This window comes from Novosphingobium rhizosphaerae (assembly GCF_050920675.1).
Lineage (GTDB): Bacteria > Pseudomonadota > Alphaproteobacteria > Sphingomonadales > Sphingomonadaceae > Novosphingobium > Novosphingobium rhizosphaerae.
Genome location: NZ_CP137861.1, coordinates 1,241,526 through 1,267,758 on the forward strand (window position 1 = coordinate 1,241,526; position 26,233 = coordinate 1,267,758).

The 26,233-nt window shown below is 64.5% G+C and carries 24 protein-coding genes and 1 pseudogene; 6 read left to right on the top strand and 19 right to left on the bottom strand.

All coding sequences use genetic code 11. The annotated features are described in order from the left end of the window. Positions 1-1,338: a peptide MFS transporter gene (locus tag R9J51_RS05710; RefSeq protein WP_179506089.1), complete on the bottom strand. Its 1,338-nt coding sequence runs from the start codon at positions 1,336-1,338 to the stop codon at positions 1-3. A gap of 633 nt (positions 1,339-1,971) precedes the next feature. Here R9J51_RS05710 and R9J51_RS05715 point away from each other — a divergent pair. Genes R9J51_RS05715 through R9J51_RS05725 form a run of 3 tightly spaced genes read left to right on the top strand, consistent with a single transcriptional unit; the run spans position 1,972 to position 4,178 of the window. Beyond that, positions 1,972-3,177 carry a helix-turn-helix domain-containing protein gene (locus R9J51_RS05715; protein WP_018076098.1) on the top strand — a complete coding sequence of 402 codons (1,206 nt, stop codon included), beginning with the start codon at positions 1,972-1,974 and terminating at the stop codon, positions 3,175-3,177. 58 nt (positions 3,178-3,235) lie between these two features. Continuing rightward, positions 3,236-3,883 (top strand): ParA family partition ATPase, encoded by a 648-nt coding sequence (gene parA / locus R9J51_RS05720; protein ID WP_008067863.1) that lies wholly within the window; start codon positions 3,236-3,238, stop codon positions 3,881-3,883. A 4-nt stretch (positions 3,884-3,887) separates the two neighbouring features. After that, positions 3,888-4,178 carry a ribbon-helix-helix domain-containing protein gene (locus tag R9J51_RS05725; RefSeq protein WP_081458645.1) on the top strand — a complete coding sequence of 97 codons (291 nt, stop codon included), beginning with the start codon at positions 3,888-3,890 and terminating at the stop codon, positions 4,176-4,178. A 386-nt stretch (positions 4,179-4,564) separates the two neighbouring features. Here the strand turns inward: R9J51_RS05725 and R9J51_RS05730 are convergent, their stop codons facing one another. The 16 genes from R9J51_RS05730 to R9J51_RS05805 all read right to left on the bottom strand — a co-directional run bounded on the left by R9J51_RS05730 (position 4,565) and on the right by R9J51_RS05805 (position 18,890). After that, complete coding sequence (locus tag R9J51_RS05730; RefSeq protein WP_008067861.1) at positions 4,565-4,831, bottom strand: metal-sensing transcriptional repressor; 267 nt, start codon at positions 4,829-4,831, stop codon at positions 4,565-4,567. Between the two features lie 8 nt (positions 4,832-4,839). Next, a complete protein-coding gene (locus R9J51_RS05735; protein ID WP_008067856.1) occupies positions 4,840-5,679 on the bottom strand; it encodes a nickel/cobalt efflux transporter in 840 nt (279 codons plus the stop codon). A 61-nt stretch (positions 5,680-5,740) separates the two neighbouring features. Beyond that, positions 5,741-6,358 (bottom strand): sodium:calcium exchanger, encoded by a 618-nt coding sequence (locus R9J51_RS05740; RefSeq protein WP_248633978.1) that lies wholly within the window; start codon positions 6,356-6,358, stop codon positions 5,741-5,743. Between the two features lie 117 nt (positions 6,359-6,475). Beyond that, positions 6,476-6,805, bottom strand: a complete 330-nt coding sequence (locus R9J51_RS05745; RefSeq protein ID WP_332306345.1) for an MgtC/SapB family protein — start codon at positions 6,803-6,805, stop codon at positions 6,476-6,478. Between the two features lie 38 nt (positions 6,806-6,843). Next, on the bottom strand, positions 6,844-6,978 hold the full coding sequence (locus tag R9J51_RS05750) for a hypothetical protein (protein WP_008067845.1): 135 nt from the start codon (positions 6,976-6,978) through the stop codon (positions 6,844-6,846). Next, positions 6,975-9,476 (bottom strand): heavy metal translocating P-type ATPase, encoded by a 2,502-nt coding sequence (locus tag R9J51_RS05755; protein WP_179506090.1) that lies wholly within the window; start codon positions 9,474-9,476, stop codon positions 6,975-6,977. The genes R9J51_RS05750 and R9J51_RS05755 overlap by 4 nt, the downstream gene beginning before the upstream one ends. After that, a complete protein-coding gene (locus R9J51_RS05760; protein WP_004212885.1) occupies positions 9,473-10,081 on the bottom strand; it encodes a cation transporter in 609 nt (202 codons plus the stop codon). The genes R9J51_RS05755 and R9J51_RS05760 overlap by 4 nt, the downstream gene beginning before the upstream one ends. After that, complete coding sequence (locus tag R9J51_RS05765; RefSeq protein ID WP_004212882.1) at positions 10,078-10,764, bottom strand: ZIP family metal transporter; 687 nt, start codon at positions 10,762-10,764, stop codon at positions 10,078-10,080. Before R9J51_RS05765 ends, R9J51_RS05760 begins: the two co-directional genes overlap by 4 nt. Before the next feature lie 3 nt (positions 10,765-10,767). Beyond that, on the bottom strand, positions 10,768-11,181 hold the full coding sequence (locus tag R9J51_RS05770) for a hypothetical protein (RefSeq protein ID WP_004212881.1): 414 nt from the start codon (positions 11,179-11,181) through the stop codon (positions 10,768-10,770). Positions 11,182-11,228: 47 nt separating this feature from the next. Further along, entirely contained in the window at positions 11,229-11,606 is a 378-nt protein-coding gene (locus tag R9J51_RS05775; RefSeq protein ID WP_004212880.1) for a hypothetical protein, read from the bottom strand. After that, positions 11,603-12,091: an SRPBCC domain-containing protein gene (locus tag R9J51_RS05780; protein ID WP_004212879.1), complete on the bottom strand. Its 489-nt coding sequence runs from the start codon at positions 12,089-12,091 to the stop codon at positions 11,603-11,605. Before R9J51_RS05780 ends, R9J51_RS05775 begins: the two co-directional genes overlap by 4 nt. Positions 12,092-12,144: 53 nt before the next feature. Next, positions 12,145-15,390, bottom strand: coding sequence for a CusA/CzcA family heavy metal efflux RND transporter (locus R9J51_RS05785; protein ID WP_179506091.1), 3,246 nt, complete (start codon positions 15,388-15,390; stop codon positions 12,145-12,147). Positions 15,391-15,393: 3 nt separating this feature from the next. Beyond that, positions 15,394-16,572, bottom strand: a complete 1,179-nt coding sequence (locus tag R9J51_RS05790) for an efflux RND transporter periplasmic adaptor subunit (RefSeq protein WP_004212877.1) — start codon at positions 16,570-16,572, stop codon at positions 15,394-15,396. Beyond that, positions 16,572-17,849: a TolC family protein gene (locus R9J51_RS05795; protein WP_008067835.1), complete on the bottom strand. Its 1,278-nt coding sequence runs from the start codon at positions 17,847-17,849 to the stop codon at positions 16,572-16,574. The genes R9J51_RS05790 and R9J51_RS05795 overlap by 1 nt, the downstream gene beginning before the upstream one ends. Positions 17,850-17,909: 60 nt before the next feature. Then, positions 17,910-18,206 carry a hypothetical protein gene (locus R9J51_RS05800; protein ID WP_018076104.1) on the bottom strand — a complete coding sequence of 99 codons (297 nt, stop codon included), beginning with the start codon at positions 18,204-18,206 and terminating at the stop codon, positions 17,910-17,912. 66 nt (positions 18,207-18,272) lie between these two features. Further along, positions 18,273-18,890 carry a cation transporter gene (locus R9J51_RS05805; RefSeq protein ID WP_179506092.1) on the bottom strand — a complete coding sequence of 206 codons (618 nt, stop codon included), beginning with the start codon at positions 18,888-18,890 and terminating at the stop codon, positions 18,273-18,275. Between the two features lie 336 nt (positions 18,891-19,226). Here R9J51_RS05805 and R9J51_RS05810 point away from each other — a divergent pair. Continuing rightward, positions 19,227-21,526: pseudogene (locus tag R9J51_RS05810) on the top strand (strawberry notch-like NTP hydrolase domain-containing protein); the annotation flags it as partial. Between the two features lie 600 nt (positions 21,527-22,126). Here R9J51_RS05810 and R9J51_RS05815 read toward each other — a convergent pair. Beyond that, entirely contained in the window at positions 22,127-22,618 is a 492-nt protein-coding gene (locus tag R9J51_RS05815; RefSeq protein WP_008067947.1) for a type II TA system antitoxin MqsA family protein, read from the bottom strand. 1 nt (position 22,619) lies between these two features. Then, complete coding sequence (locus R9J51_RS05820; protein ID WP_008067945.1) at positions 22,620-22,934, bottom strand: type II toxin-antitoxin system MqsR family toxin; 315 nt, start codon at positions 22,932-22,934, stop codon at positions 22,620-22,622. Positions 22,935-23,153: 219 nt separating this feature from the next. Here R9J51_RS05820 and R9J51_RS05825 point away from each other — a divergent pair, with 219 nt between their 5' ends. Continuing rightward, positions 23,154-25,178: a ParB/RepB/Spo0J family partition protein gene (locus R9J51_RS05825; RefSeq protein WP_008067940.1), complete on the top strand. Its 2,025-nt coding sequence runs from the start codon at positions 23,154-23,156 to the stop codon at positions 25,176-25,178. Between the two features lie 103 nt (positions 25,179-25,281). Beyond that, positions 25,282-26,184 (top strand): zincin-like metallopeptidase domain-containing protein, encoded by a 903-nt coding sequence (locus R9J51_RS05830; protein ID WP_179506093.1) that lies wholly within the window; start codon positions 25,282-25,284, stop codon positions 26,182-26,184. The last annotated feature ends 49 nt before the right edge of the window (positions 26,185-26,233 follow it).

Below are 26,233 nucleotides of genomic sequence, written 5' to 3' on the forward strand. Positions count from 1 at the left end.
TTAGCGCGGCGCAACCGGCAGGGCGAGGGGGCGGCGCAGCGCCAGCGCGGCCAGCGCGCCAGCGGCCGCGATCGCGCCGTTGCCGGCCCAGAACGCGCTGGCGCCCCAGCTTTCGTAAAAGCGCGCGAGCCATCCGGCGGTGAGATTGGCGGCGAACAGCCCGGCATAGACGCCACCGATTAGCGTGGCGGTGAGATGGGGCGGTGCCGCGCGGGCCACGGCCGCCAGCAGCACGGGCATCACGAAAAGATAGGCCGATGACGCCAGCAGGAAATAGGCAAAGCCGGTTAGCGGCCCCAGCGCGTGGGCTTGGGGAAAGGTGTGGGCCAGCCCGGCCAGCAGCGCATCGGCCGCCGCCAGCATGGCGCAGCCGATGCCGATGCGCGCGGCGGCATCCGGCAATCGGCCGGCTCGCGTCTGCCGCGCCCACAGCGCCAGCACCACCGGTGTTGCCAGCACGGTGATCAAGCCGTCGCTGGCCAGATACCAGGCCACTGGCATGTCCATGCCGCCAATGCGGCGGTCGGCGGCATGGTCGATCCACAGGGGAAAGACATTGTAACTCTGCCCCACGGGAATGTTGTAGAACAGGCTGAGCGCGATCAGGCCCAATAGCACGCCCAGCCGCGCGCGCGGGGCGTTATCCGCCGTGCCGTCGGCCAAGGCAGCCGGCCCGTCTGCGGGCAGGTGGCGCCAGCCGGCCACATAGACCGCCATGCCCACGAGCATGCCCACGCCCGCACAGGCAAAGCCCAGGTGCCAGCCCGCATCCTGCCCCAGGAAGCCGCAGACCAGCGGCCCGGCAAAGGCGCCGATGTTGATGCCCAGGTTGAACCACAGATAGGCCTGGTCGCGGCGCTGGTCGGCCGGGGCATAGAGCCGCCCCACTTGCGTGGCGATATTGCCCTTGAGGCAGCCCGATCCGGCAATCAGCAGCACCAGGGCCACCAGGAAGAATGGCTGCAAGGCCAGCAGCAGGTGCCCCATCGCCATCAGCCCCGCGCCGATCAGCACGGTGCGCCGCCCACCCAGCAAGCGATCCCCGATCAGCCCACCGGCCAGCGGCGTCAGATAGACCAGCCCGGCATAGAGCCCGAACACCTGCGAAGCGAAGGCCTGGTCCGACATCGGCCCGACCACGGCCGAAAGCGCCTGGCGCAAGCCGGCTAGCCCCAGCACCCGCGTCCCGCCATCGCCGCGCGCCTGGGGCAGCAATTGCGTGGTCATGTAAAGCATCAGCAACGCCTGCATGCCGTAGAACGAAAAGCGCTCCCACGTTTCCGTGGCGGCAAGCACCGCCAGACCGCGAGGATGGCGCAGCGGCGGCGCAGCGGTCATCGCCGGCCCCCGGTTGTGAGCGCAAGGCAGGCAGGGCGGGACGCGCGGATAACGTGCATATATGGTATTTTGTATAATATCTTTGCGGATGTCCAGCCCGCATGCGCCAAGCGATTGCCGCCAGGGCGCACGGCGGCACAATGGCCGCAAAGCCTGTCTGTGGCGATGGCGAAGAAAGGGGATATCCGTATTGGCGCGTCACAAAACGCTGCCGTCATCCCGCCTGGGATGAAACCATAACCTCTTGATGTTCAGGAGATCATGGTGGGCGCGACAGGGATTGAACCTGTGACCCCACCCGTGTGAAGGGGAATTGCGATTTCGCGTAAGTATCTTGAAATTACGCGATAAAATCGGGGCTCCAAAATTGCCGTGTACGAGCTTTGTACGAGGGTCTCTCTTGTACGCTCTACCTGCGTACGCGGAGGCTCTCTGTGCAAGGGCCCTGGCAAACATTACGCTCCGTGTCTTGCCCAAACATGATCCGGGTGAGGGGCCGCCGTCAGGTCAGCAAAAAACCGCTGAAAGGGCGGCAACCTTTCGCAGCGGCTGTTGGAATAGCTGTTCGGTTATGGCGGAATCCTATCGCTCCCGTGACTCGGTGGCAAGCGCCATTGGTGGGGGAGGGGCGCTATGAGTACCACCCTTTCCCATAGGGGCCTGCCATCAGGCGTTGGCAGGTTCGATCTGCTGCGTCTGTTTGAGCAGGTGGCGAGGCCAGGCTTTGGGCTCTCTTCGACAGCCGTAGCTTTGGTTCGGCACTACGTCCTCAAGACGATGGATGGCGACTACTTGTCGGGCCGCATCTGCGCGGTCTGGACGCAAGCCTGCCGCTTTGCCGAAGCCTTGGGGCTGACGCCACGGTCGATCAATTCCGCCGAGCGGGAGTTGGAGAAGGTAGGCTTCATCGTCCGCAATGCCGGCATCAACGGCGAGCGCGCTGGCGACCGGCAGGACGGGATCGTGGTCTGGGCTGCGGGCATCAATCTGGCCCCGCTGGTCGAACGCTTTGCCGAGATGCAAGCCAAGGCCAAGGCGCAGGAATTGCAAGCACGCTCCATTCAACAATGTCGTGCCGAGATCCGCCAGTTGGGCCAGCGCATCCGCGAGGCGGGTGACGATGATCTGCGTGAGCGGGCCGAGACCATCCTGCCAGACGGCCGCACGGCGCGGATCAGCAACATCGACCGCCTAATCGCCATCCGAGAGGCCTTGTCCGCCATGCTCGCAGCCATCGAACATCGTTCGGATTCTGGGCCGGAACCCGATCCCCGTGCACTGAAAACTTCCGACGCGCCGGAAGAAAATTGCGCACCCAATATACAGAACCAAAACTCACCACGAAAGCGTACCGCGCCAGCACGCGATCCACTCGAGCGCATCCGGCCCGTGACCGCGCTGGTGGTGGCCACCGAGAGCTATCGTGGCATCGTCGAGGCGCTGGGCAGGCCGACCTGGCCCAACCTCGTCGAGGCGTCGTGGCGCAGTTGTGGTCGGCTTGGCATCGCCCAGAGCACCTGGGGCCGGGCTTGCCAGCAGTTCGGCCGGGAACGGGCAGCACTTAGTGTGTTGCTGATCGACCGGAATGCCGAACTGCCGCCGGGCCATCGCTATCGCGTGGGCTCTCCAGCGCGCTGCTTGGCGGGCATGGTGCGGCGGGCGGGCTCGGCAGGCGTGAATCTCGCTGGTCTGTTCCGTGTCACCGAGCGCAGCGCCCAGCAGGCGCCATCACAATCCCCTGCGCCTAAGCAGACTACCGAGCCGCAGGCTGGCCCAATGGCCCATCTGACCGCGAGGCTGATGGCCAGCGTGGAGCGGCGCGTCACACCTGACGGGTGATGCTGTCCAGCCTCTCACCTGTCCAAACGTCCACATGTGAACGGGCAAGGAAATCCCCATGACCATTATAGCCATCGTCAGCCAGAAGGGCGGTTCGGGTAAGACCACCCTTTCCGTGAACCTAGCCGCCGCCGCTGAAGCCGCTGGCGCCGTTGCCCTCATTATTGACACCGATCCGCAGGCCACTGCCAGCCAATGGGGCGCATGGCGCGCCGACAAGGCGCCTGAGGTGATCGACAGCGCCCCGCCACGTATCCAGGCTAAGGCCGAGGCCGCCCAGCGCCAAGGCGCGACCTTTATCGTGATCGACACGCCGCCCCATGCCGATAGCGCAGCCAGCAGAGCGGTCGAGGTGGCCGATCTGGTGCTAGTCCCTTGCCGTCCCAGCGCCTTTGATCTGGCAGCAATCAAGACCACGGTGAGCCTGGTGCGATTGTTCGACAAGCCTGCCTATGTGGTCTTTACCGCTGGTCCGCCTCATGCACCGCGCATGTATGAGGAGGCGGTTGAACTGGTGCAGGGTTTCGGCATCAAGGCTTGCCTGTACATCCTGCCGGACCGGGCTGTTTATCGCCATGCCAGTGCAGCGGGCGCTTCGGTGATTGAGTTCGAACCCAATGGCAAGGCTGCTGCCGAGATCACCGCTCTACACTTGTGGACCATCACACATGTGACAATGTCCACCGCCGCACATGAGGGAGTGTGAGCAAATGAGCCGCTTTGCGAATCTTGCCGACAAGCCAAAAGCCAGTCCAGAGCCGGAATCTAAGGTCGATGTGCTTGGCATTGGAGGGGCTGGCGCTACATCCATACCGACCAACACCCCAGCCAAATCTAACAGCCGCACAGGTCGCAAGGCCATAGCTGCCTACTTCTCGCGCGAAATGTCGCTATCCATGCATGTCTGCGCCCGCAGACATGGACTTAGCCTTCAAGAACTGATGGCCGAGGCTTTCGATGATGTGCTGCGTAAATATGGCCAAAGCCCGGTCGGGGAATGATTGTATCAGGCGCATTCAGTCGTTTTCGGCGGCGCCAAATGGTTGCTTTCACGGTTAGAGCGCCTGCTCCAGCCCGATGAACATGCTGCGCTTTGCGCTCCATTGCAACTGACTGCCGCCAAGGCCAGCGCGCCACGCAACAACAACCGATCCGGTAAAGCGCTGGTCGGCATTGGTGGCGATGGTGTGTGCCGAGGCCCAGGCCAGTGAGGCGGCAGAAAAGGCCGCCTGACCGCTGATGATCTGGCGTTCGTCTGCCTACGCAATTGGCAGATTGGAGCTACGATCATATTGCCCAATGAATGGGCGGTGCAGCCCATGGCCCAGAACGCGAACGAGGCTGGCGCGGTTATCAAGGACAGGATTTGCGCTCGCGCTGGTAGACCTTAGAGGTATTTGGCCAGCTCCGACAATTGCGCGAGCTTGTCGCGCATGTCCGGCGAGAGATCGCCCAGCGTCTCGGTCAAGTGATGCTCGATATGATGGGCCACCAGCTTGCTCTTGGCCTTGTCGAGCGCGGCGATCACCGCCTGCAATTGCTGCGCGACATCAAGCGCGCTGCGGTTTTCCTCGATCATGGTAACGATGCTGGCAAGGTGACCATTGGCACGCTTGAGGCGGTTGACGAGATCCTTGTCGGTGGCGTGGCTCATGGCACCAGTCAGACCAGATGGCGCGCCCCGTCAAGCGCGACGATGCATCCGATGACGAGGATCACTGCGCCAGAGATCAGCGGTGCCTTGCGCACCGCCTCACCAAAGCCGCTCCAGCGCTTTTCCAGATGACGCAGGGACAGCGCCGCCAGCACGCCCGACGTGACCATGGTCAGCGCCAGCCCCACCGAAAAGCCGGTGACCAGCACCGCCCCCAGCGCCACCTGATGGAGTTGCAGGCACAGCATCAACACGGTGATCGCCCCCGGGCACGGGACAAGGCCACCGGTCAGGCCGAAGATCACGATCTGCCCGGTGGTAACCGCACGCCCGGCGAAGCGTTGGCGGATATCCTCTGCATGCGCCGCTTCGTGAGCATCGACATATCCGCCCGTGGCGAGTTCCAATTCGTGGACGGTCTCTTCGCTGGCTTCATGGTTGTGGTGGTGATCGTGGCCATGGTCATGGTCATGATGATGGTGCCCATGCGCATGGGCGGCATGCAAATCGGCCCGCGCGCGCCATAGCATCCACAGGGCCATGCCGACGATCACCACGCCCGAGGCCAACTGGAAATAAGGCTCTGTGTCTTCGGCACGGAAGGATCCGAAAGCCCACATGCCCCCCATCGCTACCAGCCATACCACCAGCGTGTGCGACAGCGTGGCTGCCAGTCCCAGCAGCACTGCCTGACGCACCGTGCCCTTCACCGCGATGATGAAGGCGGCCATCATCGTTTTGGAATGGCCTGGCTCCAACCCGTGGAGTGCACCCAGAACGATGGCGCTGGGGATGAACAGCCAGCCATTAGCGGTATTCTGGGCAAGCAGGGCGGTAAGATCAGTCATGGTCCCCGCATATCCCCCAGGGGGGATGTGGCAAGCGCGACGATACCGCCCACAAGCATATTCAGGTGATGTGAAGCGCGATCAGCAGCCCGGCAAAACCCGCATGAAGCCCGGCCATGCTCGCCAGCAGCCAGCGCGCGACATAGCCGCGCCGAAACGCCAGATACATCACGCCAATGGCCAGCATGGTGGCCCCGGCGGCCACCAGCAGCGGCGTGCTCAGATGCCAAGGGGTGAAGAAAATGCCGAAAGCGGTGGGGATCGTCGCCTGGATCATCATCGCGCCCGAGATATTGGCCAGCGCCAGCGGATACTTGCCCTGCCGCACCCAGATGATCGCGTTCATCGTTTCGGGAAGCTCGGTGGCGATGGGGCTGAGCAGCAGCGCCAGCAATTGCGGCTGAAGCCCCAGCGCGGGGCCAAGATTTTCCAGCTGTGAAAAAAACACCCGCGAGGCGACAAAGATCACCAGCAGCGCGGCTAGCGTCTGGGCCAGCGCCATGCCGGTAGTGGGCACCGCGCGGCCGGGCTGGAACTTGAGCGGTTCAAGCGCCTCGTCCTCGGTGTCGCCGGGCGCGGCCATTTCCTGCCGTACATAGAGCGCATAGGCGGCAAGGAAGGCGAGGCCCAGCCACGGCTTCCAGGCGAACACGACAAGGCCCAGACCGATCTTGGCCACGAAGACCGCCATAAACCAGCCCTGATCACGCGAGAAGGCGAGGCTGAGTTTCGAGAGGTGAGCGGACGAGAACACCGTAGCGTGAGGAACGTGATAGCGCTCAAGATGGCGGCGATATCATACAGGCCGCAGCCGACGGCCGCGCCGAGCGCGCCGGTCGCGCACAGGCTGGCCGCAGTCGCCGTGCCCGACGGCCTTGCTGCCGTTCTTCAGGATCGCGCCACCGCCAATGAAACCGACACCCGTAATCGGCCCTTCGAGAAACCTGGCTTGCGCCGGAGACGTGCGGCTGAGGATCGCGATGCCCACCAGCACGAAGCCGCAACTGGCGATGGCAACCAGCGAGAACGTTCGGATGCTTATGCTGCGAACGTCCCTTTCGTGATCCCAACCAACCGGCAGGGCTAGCGCGTACGCAACGGCGAGACTGACGATATGGGGCATCATCTCCTAGAATGAGCTTTCAAACATGCCGCCTGCCTATTCTACGCGCCTGATCCAGATTGGAGGCTGAAGGGGATATTCGGGTCGACGGACATGAGGGTTACAGTCTTATCCACCGATGCCGGTCGCTCGCTTTCGGGAAGCGCGCCATAGAGGTCGATGGTGAGCAAGGTCATGCCGTTTTCCCCACCGGGTCGCGGTAGGCGAGCAGCCTGAGCGCATTGATGACGACGAGCAGCGTCGACCCCTCATGGACCGCCACCGCTGGCCCAATGCCGAGGCCGAGGATGGTGGCAGGCACGAGGAAGACGACCACACCGAGGCTGACGAAGACGTTCTGCCGGATGATGCCGCGCGTATGCCGGCTGAGGCCGACCGCGAACGGCAGGTGGGTCAGATCGTCGGCCATAAGCGCGACGTCGGCCGTCTCCAGCGCCACGTCCGACCCCGCCGCGCCCATCGCGATGCCGACCGTAGCGCTTGCCATCGCCGGGGCATCGTTCACGCCGTCGCCCACCATCGCGACCTTGTCCTCGCCGGCGAGTTTCTTGATCGCGGCAACCTTGTCGTCCGGCATGAGATCGCCCCACGCCTCGTCGATCCCGACATCGTTGGCGATCGCTTCGGCGACCTTCTGGTGATCGCCGGAAATCATGATCATCCGCGACACGCCCATCTCGTGCAACCGGCGCAGCGCAGTCTTGGCGGCTTCTCGCGGCGTGTCCATCAGGCCGATCGCGCCAAAGTCGCGGTCCCCCTTGCGGACCACCATCGTCGTGCGGCCGTTCTCGCGCAGTTTCGCGATCGCGTCCTGCGCCACCTGCCCCAGCGCCGGAATGCCCTCACGTCCAAACATCTCGGCCTTGCCGATCCACACCGTCTCGCCATCCACGCGCGCGATGACGCCCCGACCGGTCAGGCTCTTGAGGTCGCCGGCAGTCGGCACGGCACGATCGTTCAGACGTTCGCGGCCGTCCTTGACGATCGCCTGGGCCAGCGGATGGTCGCTCAGCGCCTCGACGGCGACGGCCAGCGCCAGCAACTCACCCTCGTCGGTGCCATCGACGGGCACGACATCAGTGATACGCGGACGCCCCTCGGTCAGCGTGCCCGTCTTGTCAAAGGCGATCGCCTTCAGCGATCCGAGGTTTTCGAGCGGCGCACCGCCCTTCACCAGCACGCCGCCCCGCGCTGCACGGGCAACGCCCGACAGGACTGCGCTCGGCGTTGCGATCGCGAGCGCACACGGGCTTGCTGCCACAAGCACCGCCATCGCACGGTAGAAGCTGTCGCGGAACGGCTCATCGACAACCACCCACGCGAACAGCAGCAACACCGACAGGATCAGGACAGCGGGCACGAAGATCCGTTCGAACCGGTCGGTGAAGCGCTGCGTCGGCGACTTTTGCGTCTCCGCCTCGCTCACCATCTTCACGACCTTGGCGAGCGCGCTTTCATTGGAACGGCGCGTCACCTCGATCTCGATCGCGCCACCGCCGTTGATCGTCCCAGCGAAGACTCGGCTCTCCGCATCGATCGCGTCGGGCTTGGCGCGCGCCGCCGCGGTGTCAGCGACCGGCATTTTGTCGACCGGGATGCTTTCGCCTGTCACCGGGGCCTGGTTGATCGCGCTGGTGCCCTTGATGACGAAGCCGTCGGCAGGCAGGCGCTCGTTCGGGCGGACGATGGCAATGTCACCAACGACCATCTGTTCGACCGGGATTTCGCTGGTCTGCCCGTCGCGCCGTACGGTCGCGGTTTCGGGCGCGAGCTTCGCCAGTGCCTCGATCGCCTTCTTGGCGCGGCCCATCGCATAATGCTCAAGCGCATGGCCGAGGCTGAACAGGAACAGCAGCAGCGCACCTTCGGCCCATGTGCCCAGCGCAGCCGCACCGGCGGCTGCGACCAGCATCAACGTGTCGATCTCGAACTTCTTCAGCCGGAGATTGTCGATCGCCTCACGCAGCGTGAAGAACCCGCCGAAGAAATAGGCCGCGATATAGCAGGCGGTCGGCAGCCAGTCTGGTGCGCTGGCAACCAGCCTCTCGATCGCGTAGCCGATCCCCAGCAGCGCGCCGCAGGCGAGTGCGAAGATCAGCTCGGTATTGGGACCAAGAAACTCGGCATGGCTATGGTCGTGGCCATCGCCGGGGTCGTGCTTCTCTTCGCCCGCGCCGTGGCCCCCGGGGCCGTGGTCGTGGCCGGCATGTTCATCGGCAGCGACCCGCTTGCCCACCCTCACCTTCAGCTTGCGAAGCGCAGCGCGCACCTCCTCTTCGGTGGTTTCGCGGCGATCATATTCGACCCGGACAGACCCGCTGGTGCTGGCGCTTGCCTGGACCACGCCGGGCAAGGCGCACAGCGCATCGCTGACCGTGCGCGCCCGACGTTCGTGGTTGATCCCCGTCACCTGCCAGATCGCATGGCCGTAGCGCTCGGTGATTTCGGCACCTGCGGCGCGCACCATTTCGCGCAACCGTGGCAGCGGCAGCTTGGCGGCATCGAAATGGATGCACAGCGCCGCTGGCGTGTTGCCGTCGAGACAGATCACATGCGCCCGCTCGACACCTTCGCGCTTTGACAGGGTTGATACGAGACGGTCCAGGCAGGCATCGGCCGCGTCAGGAAGGTCCGGCAACAACACTGGAATGTCGAGTTCGAGCTTGTCGTTCATGACGACCTCCTTTCGCTTTTCTTGGTTTCGGCGCGCGCGTCGCGCAGGATTTCGACACCGCCCTTGATGGCGATGATGGCGGTGGCGAAGCCGACCAGCAGGTCCGGCCAATTGGTACCCAACCACAGCACCAGCACGCCGGCGATCAGGATGCCGCCGTTGGAAATGAAGTCGTTGAAGCTGAAGGTGGTTGCGGCCCGGAGATTGACGTCCGGATCCTTGAGGCGCTGGAGCAGCCGCAGGCAGAGGTAATTCACGACGCCGGCGATCGCGGACATGACCATCATGGTAGGTCCGATGGGCTCGCTGCCCTGCACGTAGCGCCGTCCGACATCGATCAAGATGCCGCCCGCGAAGATCAGCAGCATGACGCCCGAAGCGACCGCGGCGCGTGTCTTCCATGTCTGGCCCCGGGTGAGCGCCACAAGGCTCAGCGCATACACAGCCGTATCGGACAGGTTGTCGACGCCGTTGGCGATCAGCGCGCTCGAGTCCGCGAAGAAGCCGGAAACGAAGAAGCCCGCAGCGATCGCCGCGTTCAGCAGCAGGACGATCCACAGTGTGCGGCGCTCCTGCCCGCCATTGTTGTCGTTGCCCGGGATCATCCCATCATCTCCTCAAGTGTCAGCAGGGCCAGGAAGCCGACGAAAAACATCGAGCTGATGAGCGGGGTGTCGGGTTTCTCGTGCGCCTCGACCAGCAACTCCTCCGTGACGAGGTAGAGCAGCGCCATCAGCCCGAAGCTGAGGAAGCCGGCGATCATCACCGGCGACAGCGCGGCGACCGGCACGGCAGCGAGCGCGCCGATCGGCAGCAGCAGGGCCAATGCCGAGACGATCACGATGATGCGCAAGCGCGAGCGATAGGTTTCCGCCAGCTCGTCGGTCAGCGTCAGTCCCAGAAATAACACTTCCAGAGTGAGCGCGATCGTCAGCAGGAGACCTGCCTTCTCGCCCGCCACGAAAGCGAGGCCGAGCACCAGGCCGTCGACCAGAATGTCGATGCCGATCGCGGCGAGTAGCGCCATCGGCCCCTTGAAGCGGGCCTCAAGAGCCTTGAGCCCCAGCATGGTCGCGACGCCCGCCGCCCCGCCGATCAACGTCGCGCTGGGCGATGCCTCATGCTTGACCTGCGGCAGGATTTCGGTCGCTGCCGCCGCGAACACGACGCCGGCAGCGAGATGCTGTAGGCCCGCCACGAGGCCAGGTTTCAACTTGGTGCGGCTCGCGACAATCGCGCCGAGCACGACCGCCAGCACAGGCGCAAGCGTATAGAGCAGTGCCTGCATTTCCTAGGACTCCTCCGGGGTTCGGTGGCAGACGCGGATCTTCCCGCGTCGCGTGAACGCGATCGATCCGCCCGCCACGACAGCCCGCGAATGGTCGCCGCGAAACTCGTCACCGGTTCGCTGCGCGCGCAGGATCTCGGTCCTGCCCTTCGGCAGCCAGGTGACGGCCATTTTCAAGCCGTCATCGATGAAGTCGACATCGGCGCGTGTGCCGTCGTCGCAGTACATGATGCGCTGCGCGATTAGTTTCGACGTCAGATGCTTTTCATGCGCCGGCTCGGTAGGCTGGGTCGGCGCTGGATTACACGCCCCTATAACCGCCCCGGAGACGAGAACGACGCCGAGGCGCGCGATCGCCAGACCGGCCCGATTCAGGCCGCACAAGGTTGTCACATTTGAAATCGACGTGTCAGACATCGGTCTCTTCCGACGAAGCGCCCTGTGGCGTTCGAAGGCAGGGCAGTTCATCGCGTGCCTTCCCGCTCGCAGATCCGGGTACGGCCATCGCCTTCCACGATGGTGAGCTGCGACCCCTTGAAGGTCGCGGTGGCTGTTTCGCCGACATATTGCAGGCCCTGCGCTGGCGCGGTCAGCATCATCGGCGGTCCCCCGTTGGAGCGCCGCAAATCGATCTGCAGGCCGTTGTCCTTGTAATCGACGAACAGCGGTTCCCCGTCGGAACAGCGATATCTATGCCGCCCCATTTCCCCGGTCGCCACGGCGCTGTCGGACGAATGGATCTGCTGCTCCGTTGGCGGGGCTGGCGGCTTTCTTTCCGAGCACGCCGCGAGCCCGACAACGAGGATGACGGCGGGCAGCACCCGCTTACAGTGCATCATCATCGCGCCTTCCTCCTGTAGCGGAAGGGGACGCGCTGACGATTGATAGCCCGGGCAGGCTGACCTACCCGCCAGCGGAGATAGGTTGCGAGGCGATCGTCAGATTCGACCATCAGGGATCGCAGGCGGCGCAACATCATCGCCGCGAACGGCAGGGAGAGCGCCCCGCGCAGCGTGCAGCTATGCGTTAGCCTGGTGCCGCCATCGTCCCCCGCCAGCTCGTACCGCTCTTCGAGCGTGAACAGATAGGGGATGCCGCAGGACCAAGCGAAGGCGTGCGGTTTATCGAATCGATCAATCCGTGCTGGCGTCCGAATTGGCCGGGTGATGCCCTGGATCGCAAAGGTGCATTCTGTGTCGCCGAGCCGGGACGGATCATCGAGAAATACGAGCGGACTCCACGCCCGGCGATGATCCGGATCGGTGAGTGCCGACCAGATGCGCAGTGGCCCGCCGTGAAGCATCGAGCTGGTTATGGTGCGAGGCATATCCCCATCTCCCAGAGATGGGCGGGGCGATCGCGGATCGCCCCGCCCATCCATCAGGCCAAGTTGTTCACGAAGGTCTGACCGTGGTCGTCCCCTTCATGCTCCTCATTGTAGTGCTCGGGTTTCTCGATCACTTTCTGCCCGAACCGGGCATAGAGTGTCGGCAGCACGAACAGCGTAAGAAGCGTCGCCGAGATCAGACCGCCGATGACGACCGTCGCCAAAGGCTTTTGAACCTCTGCGCCGGCGCCTTCGCCCAGCGCCATCGGCACGAAGCCGAGGCTGGCGACTAGCGCGGTCATGATGACGGGTCGCAGACGCTGCATCGCGCCAACATGCGCGGCTTCCTCGCGGCTCATCCCTGATCGGATCAGATCTTGGATCGAGCTGACCATGACGAGGCCGTTGAGGACCGCGATGCCCGAGAGGGCGATGAAGCCCACTGCCGCCGAGATCGAGAAGTCCATGCCCCGCAGGAACAGCAACAGGACGCCGCCCACCAGCGCGAAAGGCACGCCGGTGAACACGATCGCGGCGTCGCGGACCGATCCCAACGCCCCGTAGAGGAGCAGCAGGATCAAGATGAAGCAAGCCGGAATGACCAGCTTCAGCCGTTCGCTCGCCGATTGCAGGTTTTCAAATTGGCCGCCCCATTCGAGATAGGTGCCGGCAGGCAGCCGAACCTGGCTGGCGATCGTTGCCTGCGCATCCGCAACCACCGATCCAACGTCGCGGCCACGCACGTTGGCTTGCACCACCACACGCCGCTTCCCGTTCTCGCGGCTGATCTGGTTGGGGCCATCGATGACCTTGATGTCGGCGACGCTGGAAAGCGGCACATAGCCACCCCCCGCCAACGGCACCTGCACCTGTTCGAGAAGGCCGATGTCCGCCCGTTGCGCTTCAGAGAGCCGTATCACGACCGGAAAGCGCCGATCGCCCTCGAAGATCTGGCCCGAGGTGCGCCCGCCGATTGTCGCGGTGACAATGTCCTGCACATCTTGGGCAGTGACCCCCAAACGTGCCATTGCGTCGCGATTGACGCGAATGTCGAGCATGGGCAGGCCCGTCGTTTGCTCGACCTTCACGTCCGCTGCGCCCTGCGTCTTGCGCAGCACCGCAGCAACCTGCTCGGCCGTCCGGTTCATTTGTGTGAAGTCATCGCCGAACACCTTCACCGCGATGTCGCCGCGAACGCCGGCGATCAGCTCGTTGAAGCGCATCTGGATGGGCTGGGTGATCTCATAGGCATTGCCCGGGAACTTCGCGAGATTACCCTCTATCCGACTTACCAGCTCCTCCTTGGGAAGGTCGGGGTTCGGCCAGTCCTTCCGCGGCTTCAGGATGACGAACATGTCGGTCGCGTTCGGCGGCATCGGGTCGGCCGCCAGCTCGGCGGTGCCCGTCTTGGAATAGACGAACGCCACCTCCGGCTGCTTCGACATCATCTGCTCGATCGGCACCTGCATCGCCTGACTCTGCTGGACCGACGTTGCCGGGATGCGGAGCGACTGGATGAGCAGATTGCCTTCATCGAGCTGCGGCAGGAACACCGAGCCGAGCGTGGTGAAGGCAAGCGCCGCCACCACAAGGCTCGCGACACCCGCCCCGATCGTCAGCGTCGGGCGCTTCATGGCCCGGTCGAGACCGGGTTCGTAGCGCTTCTTCAGCCACGTGATGATGCGGCCGTCCTTCTCCTCGACCTTCTTCGACAGCCAGATCGCAATCATCGCCGGCACGAAGGTGAGAGAGAGGATGAAGGCGAAGGCGAGCGCGATGATGACGGTCAGCGCCATCGGTCCGAACGTTTTACCCTCCACGCCGGTCAGCGTGAGCAGCGGTACGTAGACGAGGATGATGATTGCCTGCCCGTAAACCGAGGGGCGGATCATCTCGCGAGCGGCGGCTGCCACGGTCGCAAGCCGTTCCTTGACGGTCAGCAAGCGACCTTCATGATGCTGTTGTTCGGCAAGCCGCCTCAGCGCGTTTTCAACGATGATGACGGCGCCGTCGACGATCAGACCGAAGTCCAAAGCCCCAAGGCTCATCAGATTGGCCGAGACCCCAGCGCGCAGCATACCAAAGCCTGTCAGCATCATGGTGATCGGGATGACCAACGCCGCGATCAGGGCCGCACGGAAGTTGCCGAGCAGCAGGAAGAGCACGACGATGACCAGCACCGCGCCTTCGGACAGGTTTTTCGCGACCGTCTTGATCGTCGAATTGACCAGCTCGGTGCGGTTCAGCACCGGCTGAATTACGACGTCAGGAGGCAGCGAAGCGTTGATCGTCTTCAGTTTCTCAGCGACCGCGGTCGACACGATGCGGCTGTTCTCGCCGATCCGCATGATCGCCGTGCCGACGACGACTTCGGTACCGTTCTCCGATGCCGAACCCATGCGGATCGCCTGACCCGTCTTCACAGTCGCAACTTGTTCGACCGTGATCGGCACGCCGTTACGTGTCGCGATCACGGTCCTGGCCAACTCGCTGGCATTGCGAACGAGCGCATCCGAGCGAACAGCCAGACCTTCGCCATTGCGATTGACGAAGCCACCGCCGACGCTGGTGTTATTGCGCTCCAGCGCATTTCCCAGGTCCGTCAGCGTGATGCCGAGCGAGGCCAGCTTCTGCACGTCGGGCACGACGAGGAACTGCTTGGCGTAACCGCCAATCGAGTCGACACCGGCGAGGCCCGGTGTGGTCTTCAGAAGCGGCGTCACGATCCAGTCCTGCGCGGTGCGCAGGTAGGTCGCCTTGTCCTCTTCGGTCGTCAGTCGCTCGCCCTCTGGCGTGATGTAGCTGCCATCGGGCTGTTGGCCCGGTTCACCGGGCTTGTGCTTGTCGTCCTCGCGATGATCGAGACGAACGGTGTACATGTACACCTCGCCCAGGCCTGTCGCGATCGGACCCATTTCAGGGTTCACGCCGTCGGGCAGATTCTCTTGCACGCCCCGCAGACGCTCGCCCACCTGCTGGCGGGCGAAATAGATGTCCGTCGCGTCCGAAAAGACCGCCGTGATCTGCGCGAAGCCGTTGCGGCTCAACGAGCGCGTATATTCCAGGCCGGGGGTGCCGGCGAGCGCGGTTTCGATTGGAAACGACACCTGCTTCTCGACCAGCTCGGGCGAGAGGGCAGGCGCGCGGACGTTGATCTGGACCTGATTGTTGGTGATGTCCGGCACCGCGTCGATCGGTAGCCGGTAGAGGGAAAAGGCGCCGATGGCGGCGACGATGACGGTGAGGAGCAGGACTAGCCAGCGCTTCTCGACCGCCCAGGTTACGATACGGGCGATCATGGCTTAATCCTCGTGGCTCGCTTCGCCCTTGCCGATCTCGGCCTTGAGCGTGAAACTTCCGGTGGTGGCGATCTGTTCGTTGCCGGTCAGGCCCGACCGGACGATCACCGTGTCGCCCGACGCATCGCCGAGCTGGACCGGGGTCGCCTTGAAGCCGGTGGGCGTGCGCACGAACACGACCGACTTGCCCTCGAAACTCTGGACCGCCGTCGTCGGCACGCGGACCGCCCCGCTCCCGCCGCTGCCCGTGAGCTGCACGGCTGCCGTCACAGGCTCGCCGACCCGCCATTCGCCACCGCGATTGTCGAGGGTGGCGAGCGCAGGCACGAGCCGCGTCTGCGGATCAAGCGCCGGCGACACGAAGGTCACGCGGGCGGTCGCCTGACGGCCTGCCGCCTTCACCAGCACCGTATTGCCGGGACGCACCCGGCCCGCATCCTCGGGCTTGAGATTAAGCGCGATCGACACCTGGCTCAGGTTGGCGATGCGATAGAGTTCGGCATCCGCCGCGACCGTTTGTCCCAGCGTCACGGGGCGCGCAATGATCTGGCCCGAGATCGGCGCGGCAATGCCGAGCCGGTTGAGCCCGCCGCCGCCGACACCCGCCGCCGAAACCATGCTCTGCGCCTGCGTCAGGGCGATCCGCGCCTCCGTCGCCGCTGTGCGGGCGGCGATCAGATCCTGTTCAGGGGAGACTCTCTGCGCGAACAGCCGCTGTTCGCGCGCGAGGTTCGAATTAGCGAGCTGAAGCCGCGCCCGCGCCGCCTCGACCTCGCCCTTGATCTGCGCCGCCTCGCGGCTTTCGATGACCGCAATGGTCTGGCCGCGTCCGACCGATTGGCCGAGGTTACGGGTGAGCGCGACCACGCGTCCCGCAATTGCGGCCGAGACGACCTGCGTTCCCTGTGGGTCGCCCTCGATGATCGCGGGCAGCTCGATCGTCCCGGCCCCGCCGATGATCGGCCGTCCGACCTGGACGCCCGCTGTGGCGATCTGGTCGGCACCCAATGTGACGACGCCTTCACCGGCATGACCGCCTTCAGCACCGCCCTTTTCCGTGCCCGCTGCCGTCTCATTGGCAGCTGCGCCTTCGGCAGTTGCCTCGTTTCCGCCATCCTTGCCGCCGCAGGCAGCCAAGAGCAGGGCGAGCGACGCCGCGCCCGCGAGATAAAAGCTCTTCATCACTGATTCCCCCCATTGGGCGCACGAGCGGTCAGTCGCTCCACTTGCGCGCGGGCATTCTGGTAGTTGGCGAGCGCGTCGATCGCGGCGACCCGCGTGTCGGCGAGTGTGCGTTCCGCATCGAGCAATTCGAGCTGGCCGAATTTGCCTTCGCGATAGCCGATCCGTGCGATGCGGGCGGCCTCCTGGGCAGCCGCGAGCGCTGGCCCCGACGCCGCACGAGCCGTCGTTGCGGCATTGGCCGCCTGCGCCTGCGCGTCCGTGATCGCCTGTTCGATGTCGAGCGCGGTCACGCGGCGCTGCGCATCCGCCTGGGTCCGCTGCGCGGTCGCCTGTGCGATCGCCGCGCGACCATTGTTGAACACCGGGATCGGAATCGACACGGTGAACACCGCCGCCATGTCGTTGGTGGCTTCCAGGCGGCGGATCGCAGGACCGACATTGAGGTCAGGCACGCGATTGGCGCGCGCGAGCCGCACACCAGCTTCTGCGATGGAGAAATCCGCGTTCGCAGCCGCCAACGCCAAGGTGCCGGTCGTATCGACCGGCGCCACCGGGCCGTAGACGTTTGTACCCGGAAGCCGATCGAGCAGCGTGTCATCGAGCGCGCCGTCGATCGGCCGACCGATCCGGCGCGCCAGATTGGCTCGCGCCGCTTCCGCCAAACGTACCTGCCGCTCGACATTGGCATCAGCATTGATCCGAGCGACGTCAGCACGCTGTTGTTCGAGCGGGGAGGCACGCCCCGCCTGCACGCGGACACTCGCGGCGCGCAGCGCGTCGCTGGCAATCCGGGCCTGGTCGCGTGCCGTCGCCACCCGTCGATCGGCCGCGACCGCCTCGACATAGAGCTGTGTCACCTGAAGCCGGACGTCCGCCGCGATGATCGCGGCCTGAATCTCGGCCCGGGACAATTGCGCGTTGGCGACCGCGACGCGGGCGCCGCGCTTGCCGCCTAGCTCGATCGGGATTGCAAAGCCGACCGTGGATTCCGCGCTGCGGACCCCACGATACGGCCCCGAGCCCATGACGTTCTCGACCTGGCCCTGGACAACCGGGTTGGGCCGCAGTCCGGCGACCGTGCGGCCCGCACGGGCCGCATCGATCGCGGCTGTCGCCGCTTCGGCAGCAGGGGCCGAACCGCCCGCTGCACTGACCGCTTGGTCAAGCGTGTAGACCGGCGCGTCCTGCGCAGAAGGCGCGGACGGTCCGACCTGCGCATGCGCCATAGTGGCGCACGACGCTGCGGCCAGCATGGCCGCGAGGATACGATGCATATAAATGAAACTCCTGACGATGATCGAAAGGGGCGCGCCAACGCGCGCCCAAATCGGACGTCAGGCTTGAGGGGGCCTCAAATGAACCATGCCAGTGCGGCCATCGAGCGACGCAGAGGTGGAGATTGTCGGCTTGGGCGCCGTGAGTACGTGGGTCTGTTCCATCGTCGTGCGCGCAGGGGTACCAACGTCATGCCCATGACAGTAATTGTGATGGTGCGGGACGTTCTTGTCGGAATCCGACGGCACCTCGTCGATGTCCCCGGCGGTATGAACGGTAAACTCAACGCCCGCGATGCTTCCCCCCGCCAAATCGGCAGCATGAGCCATACCGGAGAAGCTGGTGAGGACCAGCATCAGGCATGTTAGAAGAGGCAAAAAGGCTCGCACGATTCATATTGTTACCACGGAGAGGTTTCCATGTCATTGCAAAAACTCGCGAGCCGGTGCCTTTGTGGCACGCCATGCCGGCCAGCTTTCCCGCAACAAGCGCCATGCCGAGCGCAGGAAGATCACGGCGATCAATCCTCCGATGATGTTCGGCCAAGCCAAGCCGGTCAGGCCGACCAATTCGGCAGCGGCGAGAACTCCGACGTTCGACGCGACATCACTGCGCGAGCACTCGAACATGCTCAACATGTTCACATTTCCGCAGCGGAAGCACCAGAGCAGCGCCAGGCAAATCAAGTTCGCAACCAGCGCGGCGCTGCCAAATCCGAGCATCAGGCCCGATGCCAGAGGAACGCCATTCGCAATCTTGTCGGCGATCTCGAAATGACCGCGACGCCGAAAGCCAGGATGATCCGTCCTTCGCCAGCGCCGCGCCCGCTTCCCTGCGCGTGCCCTGCGTTTTGCTGAATGACAGACTGATGCCGCGCGCATTGGCGCCCATCTAGCTAATCGGCCGAGCGTGGTGCTGATGAACCCACCCTTTGCTCGCAATGTTGCCGGGATGGATGATCCCACCACGGCAGTGCGGCACCTGGCCGCCGCGCGGAACTGTTCCAGCGCGCGTTGCAAGGCGCGAGCGTGGCCTTCCATGCCCGGCTTGAGGGAGCCTTTGCCAAACAAGGCACCTCGATCGCGGTGTGCCTGCTGGTGATCGACAAGCGCGCCGGTCCCAAAAGCACCGCCGTGATCAACCGGGCTACTGTTGCTGATCTGGTGCCCCTCCTCTCGAAGGTTCCACCGCGCCGTCGGGTCGCAACTGAATTGGCACTCGTGGCCACACTTCCAGTTTCGCCTGCCAAAATCACGCCCACCTTACTGGGCGGATTCCGCTCAGCCGCACCGAAACTGGCCGCAGCCAATTGCACCAGCGATGCCACTGACGCCATTTCTCTGGCCTACACCCATCGCGACACAATCGCCGATGCCGAACAGGCGGTAGGCGTCTATGTCGCCTATCGGCCCCAGCGCCTGATCTTCGAGAATGCGGCTGACCATCCTACTCAATTGGTGGAATCGGCGGCCATGGCCTCGGTGGCGCTGCCGGCCCCGAACTATGTCCCCCAGCTTCCAGCCAAAGTGGTCCGTGGCCATGTTCTCAGCCGCGCCCAGCTTGAAACGCTGGTCCACGCGCTCGATGCGACATCGTCTGATCTCCCCGGCCGCTATCGCGTGCCAGAACGTGGGCTTGAGCTGGTGCCGGATGCTGATGGCGCCAATTACCGGCGCGGCTTCTTCCTCGGCGACGGTACGGGTGCTGGCAAAGGCCGCCAACTCGCCTCGATCCTGATGGATCAATGGCTGCGCGGCCGCCGCCGCCATCTCTGGATCAGCGAGAGCAATGCCCTGATCGAGGATGCCCGCCGCGACTGGCAGGCACTGGGCGGCATTGCGCTCGACATTCAGCGTCTTTCCAAAATCAAGCCCGAGGCTAGGATCAGGCAGGCTGATGGCATCCTCTTCGCCTCCTATGCCACGCTGCGCAGCGGCACCGGCGAGAAGACCCGTCTCCAGCAATTGCTGGAATGGCTCACCCCGGATTTCGATGGCGTGATCCTGTTCGACGAGGCTCATGCGATGGGCGGTGTCGCAGGTGGTGAAGGACGGTTCGGTGCGACCAAGGGATCGCAGCAGGGCATCGTTGGCGTCGAATTGCAGAACCGCCTGCCGCGCGCCCGGGTTATCTATGCCTCGGCTACGGGGGCATCCGACGTGAACAATCTGGCCTATGCCGTCCGGCTTGGGCTGTGGGGCGAAGGCACGGCGTTCCCTGATCGCAACTCCTTTATCGCCCGCATCCGCGAGGGTGGCATTGCTGCCATGGAACTGGTCGCCCGCGAATTGAAGGCGATGGGCGTCTATACGGCGCGCGCGCTTTCCTACGCTGGCGTCGAATATAACATCCTGGAACACGCGCTAACCCCGCGCCAGATCGCGGATTTCGATGCCTATGCCGATGCCTGGGCGATCATCCACCGCAACCTTGAGGCTGCGCTGGGCGCGTCGGGCGTCACCGATCCGCTCGAAGGCAAGACCCTCAATGGCCAGGCGCTGTCGGCAGCCCGCTCGCGCTTCGAGAGCTCGAAGCAGCGCTTCTTTGGCCAGCTCCTACTGTCGATGAAGCTGCTCTCGCTGCTGCCCGCTATCGAGGAGGCGCTGGCTACCGACCACAGCGTCGTCATCCAACTGGTCTCGACCGCCGAGGCCTTGCTCGACCGCCGCCTGGCCGATCTCTCCGCCGAGGACCGTGCCGAGATCCTGCTCGACCTTTCGCCCCGCGAGATCGTGGCGGATTATCTCGACAATGCGTTCCCGACCCGCGCCATGGAAAGCTACTGGGACGAGGACGGCAATGAGCGTTCACGCCCGATGGTCGATGAGGCGGGCAATCCGGTGCATTCGCAGGAGGCCTTGCGGATCAAGGCTGAAACGCTGGAACTGCTGGGCGCACTGCCGCCGATCGTCCCCGCGCTCGATGCGATCATCTCTCGCTTCGGCACCGATGCCGTGGCCGAGATCACCGGTCGCACGCGCCGCCTGGTGACCTTGCCCGACGGCAGCCAGCGGCTTGAATCGCGCACCGCCAACCAGTCGCTTGCCGATGCCAATGCCTTCATGGGTAGAGCCAAGCGCATCCTCGTCTTCTCAGATGCCGGTGGCACGGGGCGCTCCTACCATGCGAGCCTTGATGCCAAGAACCAGCAGCGCCGGATGCACTTCCTGCTAGAGCCGGGCTGGCGCGCCGACCGCGCCATCCAGGGGCTTGGCCGGACCAACCGAACGCATCAGGCGTCGGCTCCGGTGTTTCGTCCCGTCACCACCGATTGTCGTGGTGAACGGCGTTTCATCTCGACCATCGCCCGCCGATCCAGCGCTGGCTCAACCGTATTCTGGCGCTGCCCATCGCGCTCCAGAACGCCGTCTTCGATGAATTCCTGGGGCTGGTTGAGGCGCGGATCGATGCGGCTCGCAAGGCAGGCACCTTCGATGCCGGCGTCGAGACCTTGGTGGCCGACAAGCTGGCCATCATCGAGGAGCGGATCCTGCGTGAGGATGCCAATGGCGCCTTGACCCAGCTTCTGACCCTCGAAGCGCAGTGGGCGCCCAAGGTCACATCGCTTGCCGAGATCGTGAAGCGCATCGGCCCCAAGACCCGGCTGCTGCGCAATGGCCGCTCTTCGCGCGTGGCGCTGTTGATGCCAGATCGCACGCGCCTGATGGACGATGGCACACCAGTTGCCAGTTTCACGCTGCATCGGCCTAGTGGGCGAAGCTGGCTCACCGCCGACGAACTTGCCGAGAGCCATTGGGACGATTGCGAGCGTGAGGTCTTCGAGCAGTCTTGGCAGACTGAGGCCGATGATCTGGCGGCCAAACCCTATACCGAGCGCTTCTATCTTGCGACCGGCCGCCTTCTGCCGATCTGGAACCTGCTGGGCGATGAGGCGCAGGTCCGCCGCCTCGTCACCCAGGATGGCCGGTCTTTGCTCGGCCGCATCGTGCCCGCCGAGGCGGTCAACATGCTGCTCGACAAGCTGGGTATCGGTGATCGGATTGCGCTGTCGCCCGACCAACTGGTGGAGGCCGCGCTGGCAGGTAAGGTGGTGCCTATCGATGCCTTGTCTGGCACCAGCCTCAAGCGTTCGCGTGTGAATGGCGAACAGCGGCTTGAGGTCATCGGCTTTGATCCCCGCGCTTTGCCTTCGTGGAAGGCCAAAGGCTGTTTCACCGAGATCATCGCCTATCAGACCCGGCTGTTCATGCCGGTGAACAGCGCCTGCGACATCGTGGCGGCACTGGCGGCTTAGCGGCTGCTCAGAGAGAAGCCTTCAAGCTGCGGCGTTGCGCACGCCGCGCTTGATGCGCTTGCCAACAGGTAATGCCGAGCCTTCGTGCCGCGTATCCTGCGCAATGGCTTTCGGGGCCGTCATGCGGAATGATCGCAGAGTTGCGACCTCCTCAGGATGACGGGCCAGAATTTCGATCAGGCCTACCGCCGCGTCGCTCGGCGGCGTGCGCCCGCTTTCATACTTCTGGAACGCCCGCTTGCCGCCGCCGATGATGACGCCAGCCTCTTCCTGGGTCAGGCCCAGCTTCTTGCGCACGGTCTTGATGCGGGCGGCATAGGCCTCGCGCAGTTCCTTGAACGCTTCGTTATAGGCACGCAGATCCTCGCCACTATGAATGGCATCGCCATCGCCTTCGGGATACCAGCCCGGCACCTCGACGACGCGCGAGAGCGAGCCGACGCACACCGTCTGCGGGCGCGTGTCGCGGCGCAGTTCCTGCCCCGTCTCGGGGTGAATTCGCGTCTCGCTCATCTCAAACCTCCTTGAAGGATGTCAGCACGACATCGATCAGCGTCTCGCCGGCAAACTTCAGATACAGCCACAGGCCATCGCAGGGGATGTTGTAGGTGTCGTGCCACAGCCGATGGTTCGGCGGGTTGTGCGCTGTCTCGGACTTGATGAAATCGCCCGGTTCCAGCGCCTGCACGACATCGACAATATCCTCGAGCGAATAGCCGATCTTCTGGGCATCGCGGGCCGCCTTGCTCGTGATCTCAAGCGTGTCCACATCGGCGAACTTGGCCTGGATCGCTTTGAGGTCATGGTGCGGGGTCCGCTTTACCGGCATCTCTAATACACCTTAAAGGTCATTTTTCAAGAGGCGCATTTGCAAGGCTGCACGGGGGAATCGGCCATACAAACTGTTCGGATTGCTGCCTTAGCGCCCCACGCGCCGTGAGGAAACAAACGCCCAGAGAAAAGGGGAAAGCCATGGGGGCGAGGCCCCCTGGAGGCGAAAGCGTCTCCATGATCCGGGCCTCTCGACCCCAGCGCGGGAGACCCTATCATGCAGTCCACCACCCTGACGCACGCCAAGCTGCGTCTTTCCGAGAACAATGTTCGCAAGGCCAATGGCGACGCGGGCCTTGAGGCCCTGGCCGCCAGCATTGCCGAACACGGCCTGTTGCAGCCGCTGATCGTCAGCCCCTCGGCGGGTAAGAAGACGCTCTACGATGTCCATGCCGGTGGCCGCCGCTGGCGGGCAATCGGCCGGTTGATCGAACGCGGCGTGCTTCCCAAGGATTACGCCATCGACGTGCGTCTTTGCGAGAACGAGGATGCCGTCGCGCGCGAAATCAGCCTCGCGGAAAACCTGATCCGCGAAGCCATGACGCCGGCGGATGAGGCGCGGGCCTATCGCGACATCGTCGATAGCGGTGCTGATGCCGAAGCTGTGGCGCGTCGCTTCGGCGTCACCGTTCGCCATGTGCAGGGCCGCTTGCGCCTTGCCGATCTGGCCGAGCCGATCTTCGCGGCGCTCGCCGATGGTGACATCACGCTCGATGTCGCCATGGCCTATGGTTCGACCGGCGACCGCGAGCGGCAGGCAGCGGCGTGGGAGCGTCTGTCGACGAGCTGGCAGGCCGACAATCCCCAAGCGATCCGCCGCGCGATTGCTGAGGAAAGCCTCTCGGCCGATCATCCCATCGCGCGCTTTCTCGGTGAGGCCGAGTATGTCGCTTGCGGTGGCCGGATCGAGCGCGATCTTTTCGCCGCGGAGGGCGAAGGCTGGTGGCTCGATGGCGATCTCGCCATGGACCTCGCCGCCAAGAAGCTGGCGTATGAGGCCGAGGTCGCCGAACTCGGCTCCAAGCTCGCCTGGGTGAAGCCCACGCTGGCCACCCATGTCACCTATGACGAAACCAAGGATCTCCATGCCTATTGGCCGCGCCGGGCCGAGCCCAGCGCTGAAGCACAGGCCCGCATGGACGAAATCTCGGATCGGATGACCGAGATCGCCGAGATCCTCGACGCGCCCGATGACGGCGATGATGTCGAGGCGCTGGAGGCGGAATACAATGCGCTCGATACCGAGCATGATCGGCTTGCCGACACCGAATTGCTCATCCCCGAAGAGGACAAGCCCAACGTCGGCACCTTCCTCGTGCTGGGCAAGGATGGGCAGCCGCGCCTCCTCGAAACCTACTACACCTCGGCCAAGCCCGCGCGGCGGCCCTCCGCTTCGGGCGAGCCCGTGGGCGGCGACGAGATCGAGGGCGACGAACTCGCGCCTTCGGCCAGCCTGCCACGCTCGCTCGAAGAGCAGATGGCCAAGGATCGCCGCGACGTGCTGGCGCTCCACATCGCCCATGATCCGGCGCTGGCGCTCGATCTCGCGATCTTCAGCCTGGCCCGCGACCACGCCGGCCATTTCGGCCATTCGGACACGGGCTGCACCATCCGCATCACCGACCGCAACGAGCCATCGGGCCTGACCGGCATTCCGGCGGGCCCCGCTGTGACCGAACTCGAACAGCAGCGCGCCAGCCTGCCCAATGACTGGGCGAGCGAGGAGGACAGCTTCGCCTCCTTCCTCGCCTTCCGGTCGCTGGACGATGGCGTGAAGGCGGGTTGGCTCGCCTATGCCGTCAGTCAGAGCCTCAAGGCGAGCCTTGCGAGCGGCATGCACGCCTGCACCTTCCAAAGCCGCTTGGGCGCCGAGATCGGCATCGACATGGCCCAGCACTGGCGGCCGGGTGCGGAAAACTTCTTTGACCGGATCAAAAAGGCGCAGATCCTTAGCATCCTCGGGCAGTTCGATCCCGAAATCGCCCTGCGCTATGCGGCGGCGAAGAAGTCTGAACTGGCGACGGCTGCCGCGCGCCTGTGTTCGGGCGACACGATCATCGAGCCGGAGATCAAGGCCAAGGCGCTCGCATGGGTTCCCGATGCGATGCGCTTTGACGGCGTTGCGGGTGATCTGATCGACAGCGGGATAGCCCTCGACGACGGGTATGAGGATGCCGGGGACATGCCGCTCGACGCGGCCAACCAGAACGATGTCGACGACCCGCTCAATCAAGCGGCCTAACCCTCAACCTCAAACAGTCACCGAACCGATCCTCCATCCGCGTCAGAGCGGGAGGAGGATCGCTTGTCCGTGAGCACAGCTCGGATCAGGAGGAGAACATTCCATGAAGCCCCGTCACGACATTTACGCCACCGTCACCGCCCAGCTTGTCGCCGCGATCGAATCCGGCGCGGGCGAATGGCGAATGCCCTGGCACCATTCCGGCGCGCCGGTCATGCGCCCGACCAGCGTGGCTGGCCGGCGCTATTCCGGCATCAACCGCCTTGTCCTCTGGGCCACGGCCGATGCCTGCGGCTATGCCTCGGGCATCTGGGCGACCTATCAGCAGTGGCGCGCCCATGGCGGACAGGTTCGAAAGGGTGAGATCGGCACCCACGTCATCCTCTGGAAGAAGGTCGAGCGCGGCGATGCCGCCGTGGAAGCTGGCAGCGAAGGCGACAGCCGCGCCCGCTTCTTCGCGCGCAGCTTCGTCGTCTTCAACCTCGATCAGGTGGACGGCGCCGAGGAGGCCACCGAGCAGGAGGTCGCGCCCATCAGCACCTCGGTCGCCGATGCGCTGATCTTCCTCGAAGGGCTCGGCGTCCCGGTCGAATACGGCCTGCACGACGCCTATTATCGCCCCGACATCGACAAGGTCTTCATGCCCGAACGCACGGCTTTCGACCATGACCTCGACCTCGTGTCCACACTCGCACATGAGGTCACGCACGCGAGTGGACATGTGGACAGGTTAGCCCGTGAGACGCTGCGCGATTATCATAAGGAGCGCAGCATTCGCGCGCGCGAAGAACTCGTGGCCGAGCTAGGCGCCAGCTACCTGATGGCGGATCTGGGCATCACTTATACGCCTCGGCCTGATCATGCCGCCTACCTTGCAAGTTGGCTGAGCGCCTTGCGTCACGATCCCAAGGCAATTTTCAACGCCGCCGCGCAGGCGCAGGCCGCCGCCGACTGGATCCACGCGGCGCACAAAGCTGCGATTGCGCCTCTGGCGATTGCTGCATGAGGCGGGCTACAGCGCCCGCGCGCCTCTGGCCCGATGGCGCACAGGTTGC

What these genes read in the sequence shown, in the direction of transcription:
- parA (WP_008067863.1), top strand. Translation starts at nt 3,236, where the DNA reads ATGACCATTATAGCCATCGTCAGCCAGAAGGGCGGTTCGGGTAAGACC.
- R9J51_RS05800 (WP_018076104.1), bottom strand. Translation starts at nt 18,206, where the DNA reads ATGCTGGTCCTCACCAGCTTCTCCGGTATGGCTCATGCTGCCGATTTG.
- R9J51_RS05785 (WP_179506091.1), bottom strand. Translation starts at nt 15,390, where the DNA reads ATGATCGCCCGTATCGTAACCTGGGCGGTCGAGAAGCGCTGGCTAGTC.
- R9J51_RS05735 (WP_008067856.1), bottom strand. Translation starts at nt 5,679, where the DNA reads ATGACTGATCTTACCGCCCTGCTTGCCCAGAATACCGCTAATGGCTGG.
- R9J51_RS05820 (WP_008067945.1), bottom strand. Translation starts at nt 22,934, where the DNA reads ATGCCGGTAAAGCGGACCCCGCACCATGACCTCAAAGCGATCCAGGCC.
- R9J51_RS05715 (WP_018076098.1), top strand. Translation starts at nt 1,972, where the DNA reads ATGAGTACCACCCTTTCCCATAGGGGCCTGCCATCAGGCGTTGGCAGG.
- R9J51_RS05750 (WP_008067845.1), bottom strand. Translation starts at nt 6,978, where the DNA reads ATGACCTTGCTCACCATCGACCTCTATGGCGCGCTTCCCGAAAGCGAG.
- R9J51_RS05730 (WP_008067861.1), bottom strand. Translation starts at nt 4,831, where the DNA reads ATGAGCCACGCCACCGACAAGGATCTCGTCAACCGCCTCAAGCGTGCC.
- R9J51_RS05795 (WP_008067835.1), bottom strand. Translation starts at nt 17,849, where the DNA reads ATGCATCGTATCCTCGCGGCCATGCTGGCCGCAGCGTCGTGCGCCACT.
- R9J51_RS05830 (WP_179506093.1), top strand. Translation starts at nt 25,282, where the DNA reads ATGAAGCCCCGTCACGACATTTACGCCACCGTCACCGCCCAGCTTGTC.
- R9J51_RS05805 (WP_179506092.1), bottom strand. Translation starts at nt 18,890, where the DNA reads ATGGAAGGCCACGCTCGCGCCTTGCAACGCGCGCTGGAACAGTTCCGC.
- R9J51_RS05765 (WP_004212882.1), bottom strand. Translation starts at nt 10,764, where the DNA reads ATGCAGGCACTGCTCTATACGCTTGCGCCTGTGCTGGCGGTCGTGCTC.
- R9J51_RS05725 (WP_081458645.1), top strand. Translation starts at nt 3,888, where the DNA reads ATGAGCCGCTTTGCGAATCTTGCCGACAAGCCAAAAGCCAGTCCAGAG.
- R9J51_RS05755 (WP_179506090.1), bottom strand. Translation starts at nt 9,476, where the DNA reads ATGAACGACAAGCTCGAACTCGACATTCCAGTGTTGTTGCCGGACCTT.
- R9J51_RS05760 (WP_004212885.1), bottom strand. Translation starts at nt 10,081, where the DNA reads ATGATCCCGGGCAACGACAACAATGGCGGGCAGGAGCGCCGCACACTG.
- R9J51_RS05770 (WP_004212881.1), bottom strand. Translation starts at nt 11,181, where the DNA reads ATGTCTGACACGTCGATTTCAAATGTGACAACCTTGTGCGGCCTGAAT.
- R9J51_RS05825 (WP_008067940.1), top strand. Translation starts at nt 23,154, where the DNA reads ATGCAGTCCACCACCCTGACGCACGCCAAGCTGCGTCTTTCCGAGAAC.
- R9J51_RS05775 (WP_004212880.1), bottom strand. Translation starts at nt 11,606, where the DNA reads ATGATGATGCACTGTAAGCGGGTGCTGCCCGCCGTCATCCTCGTTGTC.
- R9J51_RS05815 (WP_008067947.1), bottom strand. Translation starts at nt 22,618, where the DNA reads ATGAGCGAGACGCGAATTCACCCCGAGACGGGGCAGGAACTGCGCCGC.
- R9J51_RS05710 (WP_179506089.1), bottom strand. Translation starts at nt 1,338, where the DNA reads ATGACCGCTGCGCCGCCGCTGCGCCATCCTCGCGGTCTGGCGGTGCTT.
- R9J51_RS05745 (WP_332306345.1), bottom strand. Translation starts at nt 6,805, where the DNA reads ATGATGCCCCATATCGTCAGTCTCGCCGTTGCGTACGCGCTAGCCCTG.
- R9J51_RS05790 (WP_004212877.1), bottom strand. Translation starts at nt 16,572, where the DNA reads ATGAAGAGCTTTTATCTCGCGGGCGCGGCGTCGCTCGCCCTGCTCTTG.
- R9J51_RS05780 (WP_004212879.1), bottom strand. Translation starts at nt 12,091, where the DNA reads ATGCCTCGCACCATAACCAGCTCGATGCTTCACGGCGGGCCACTGCGC.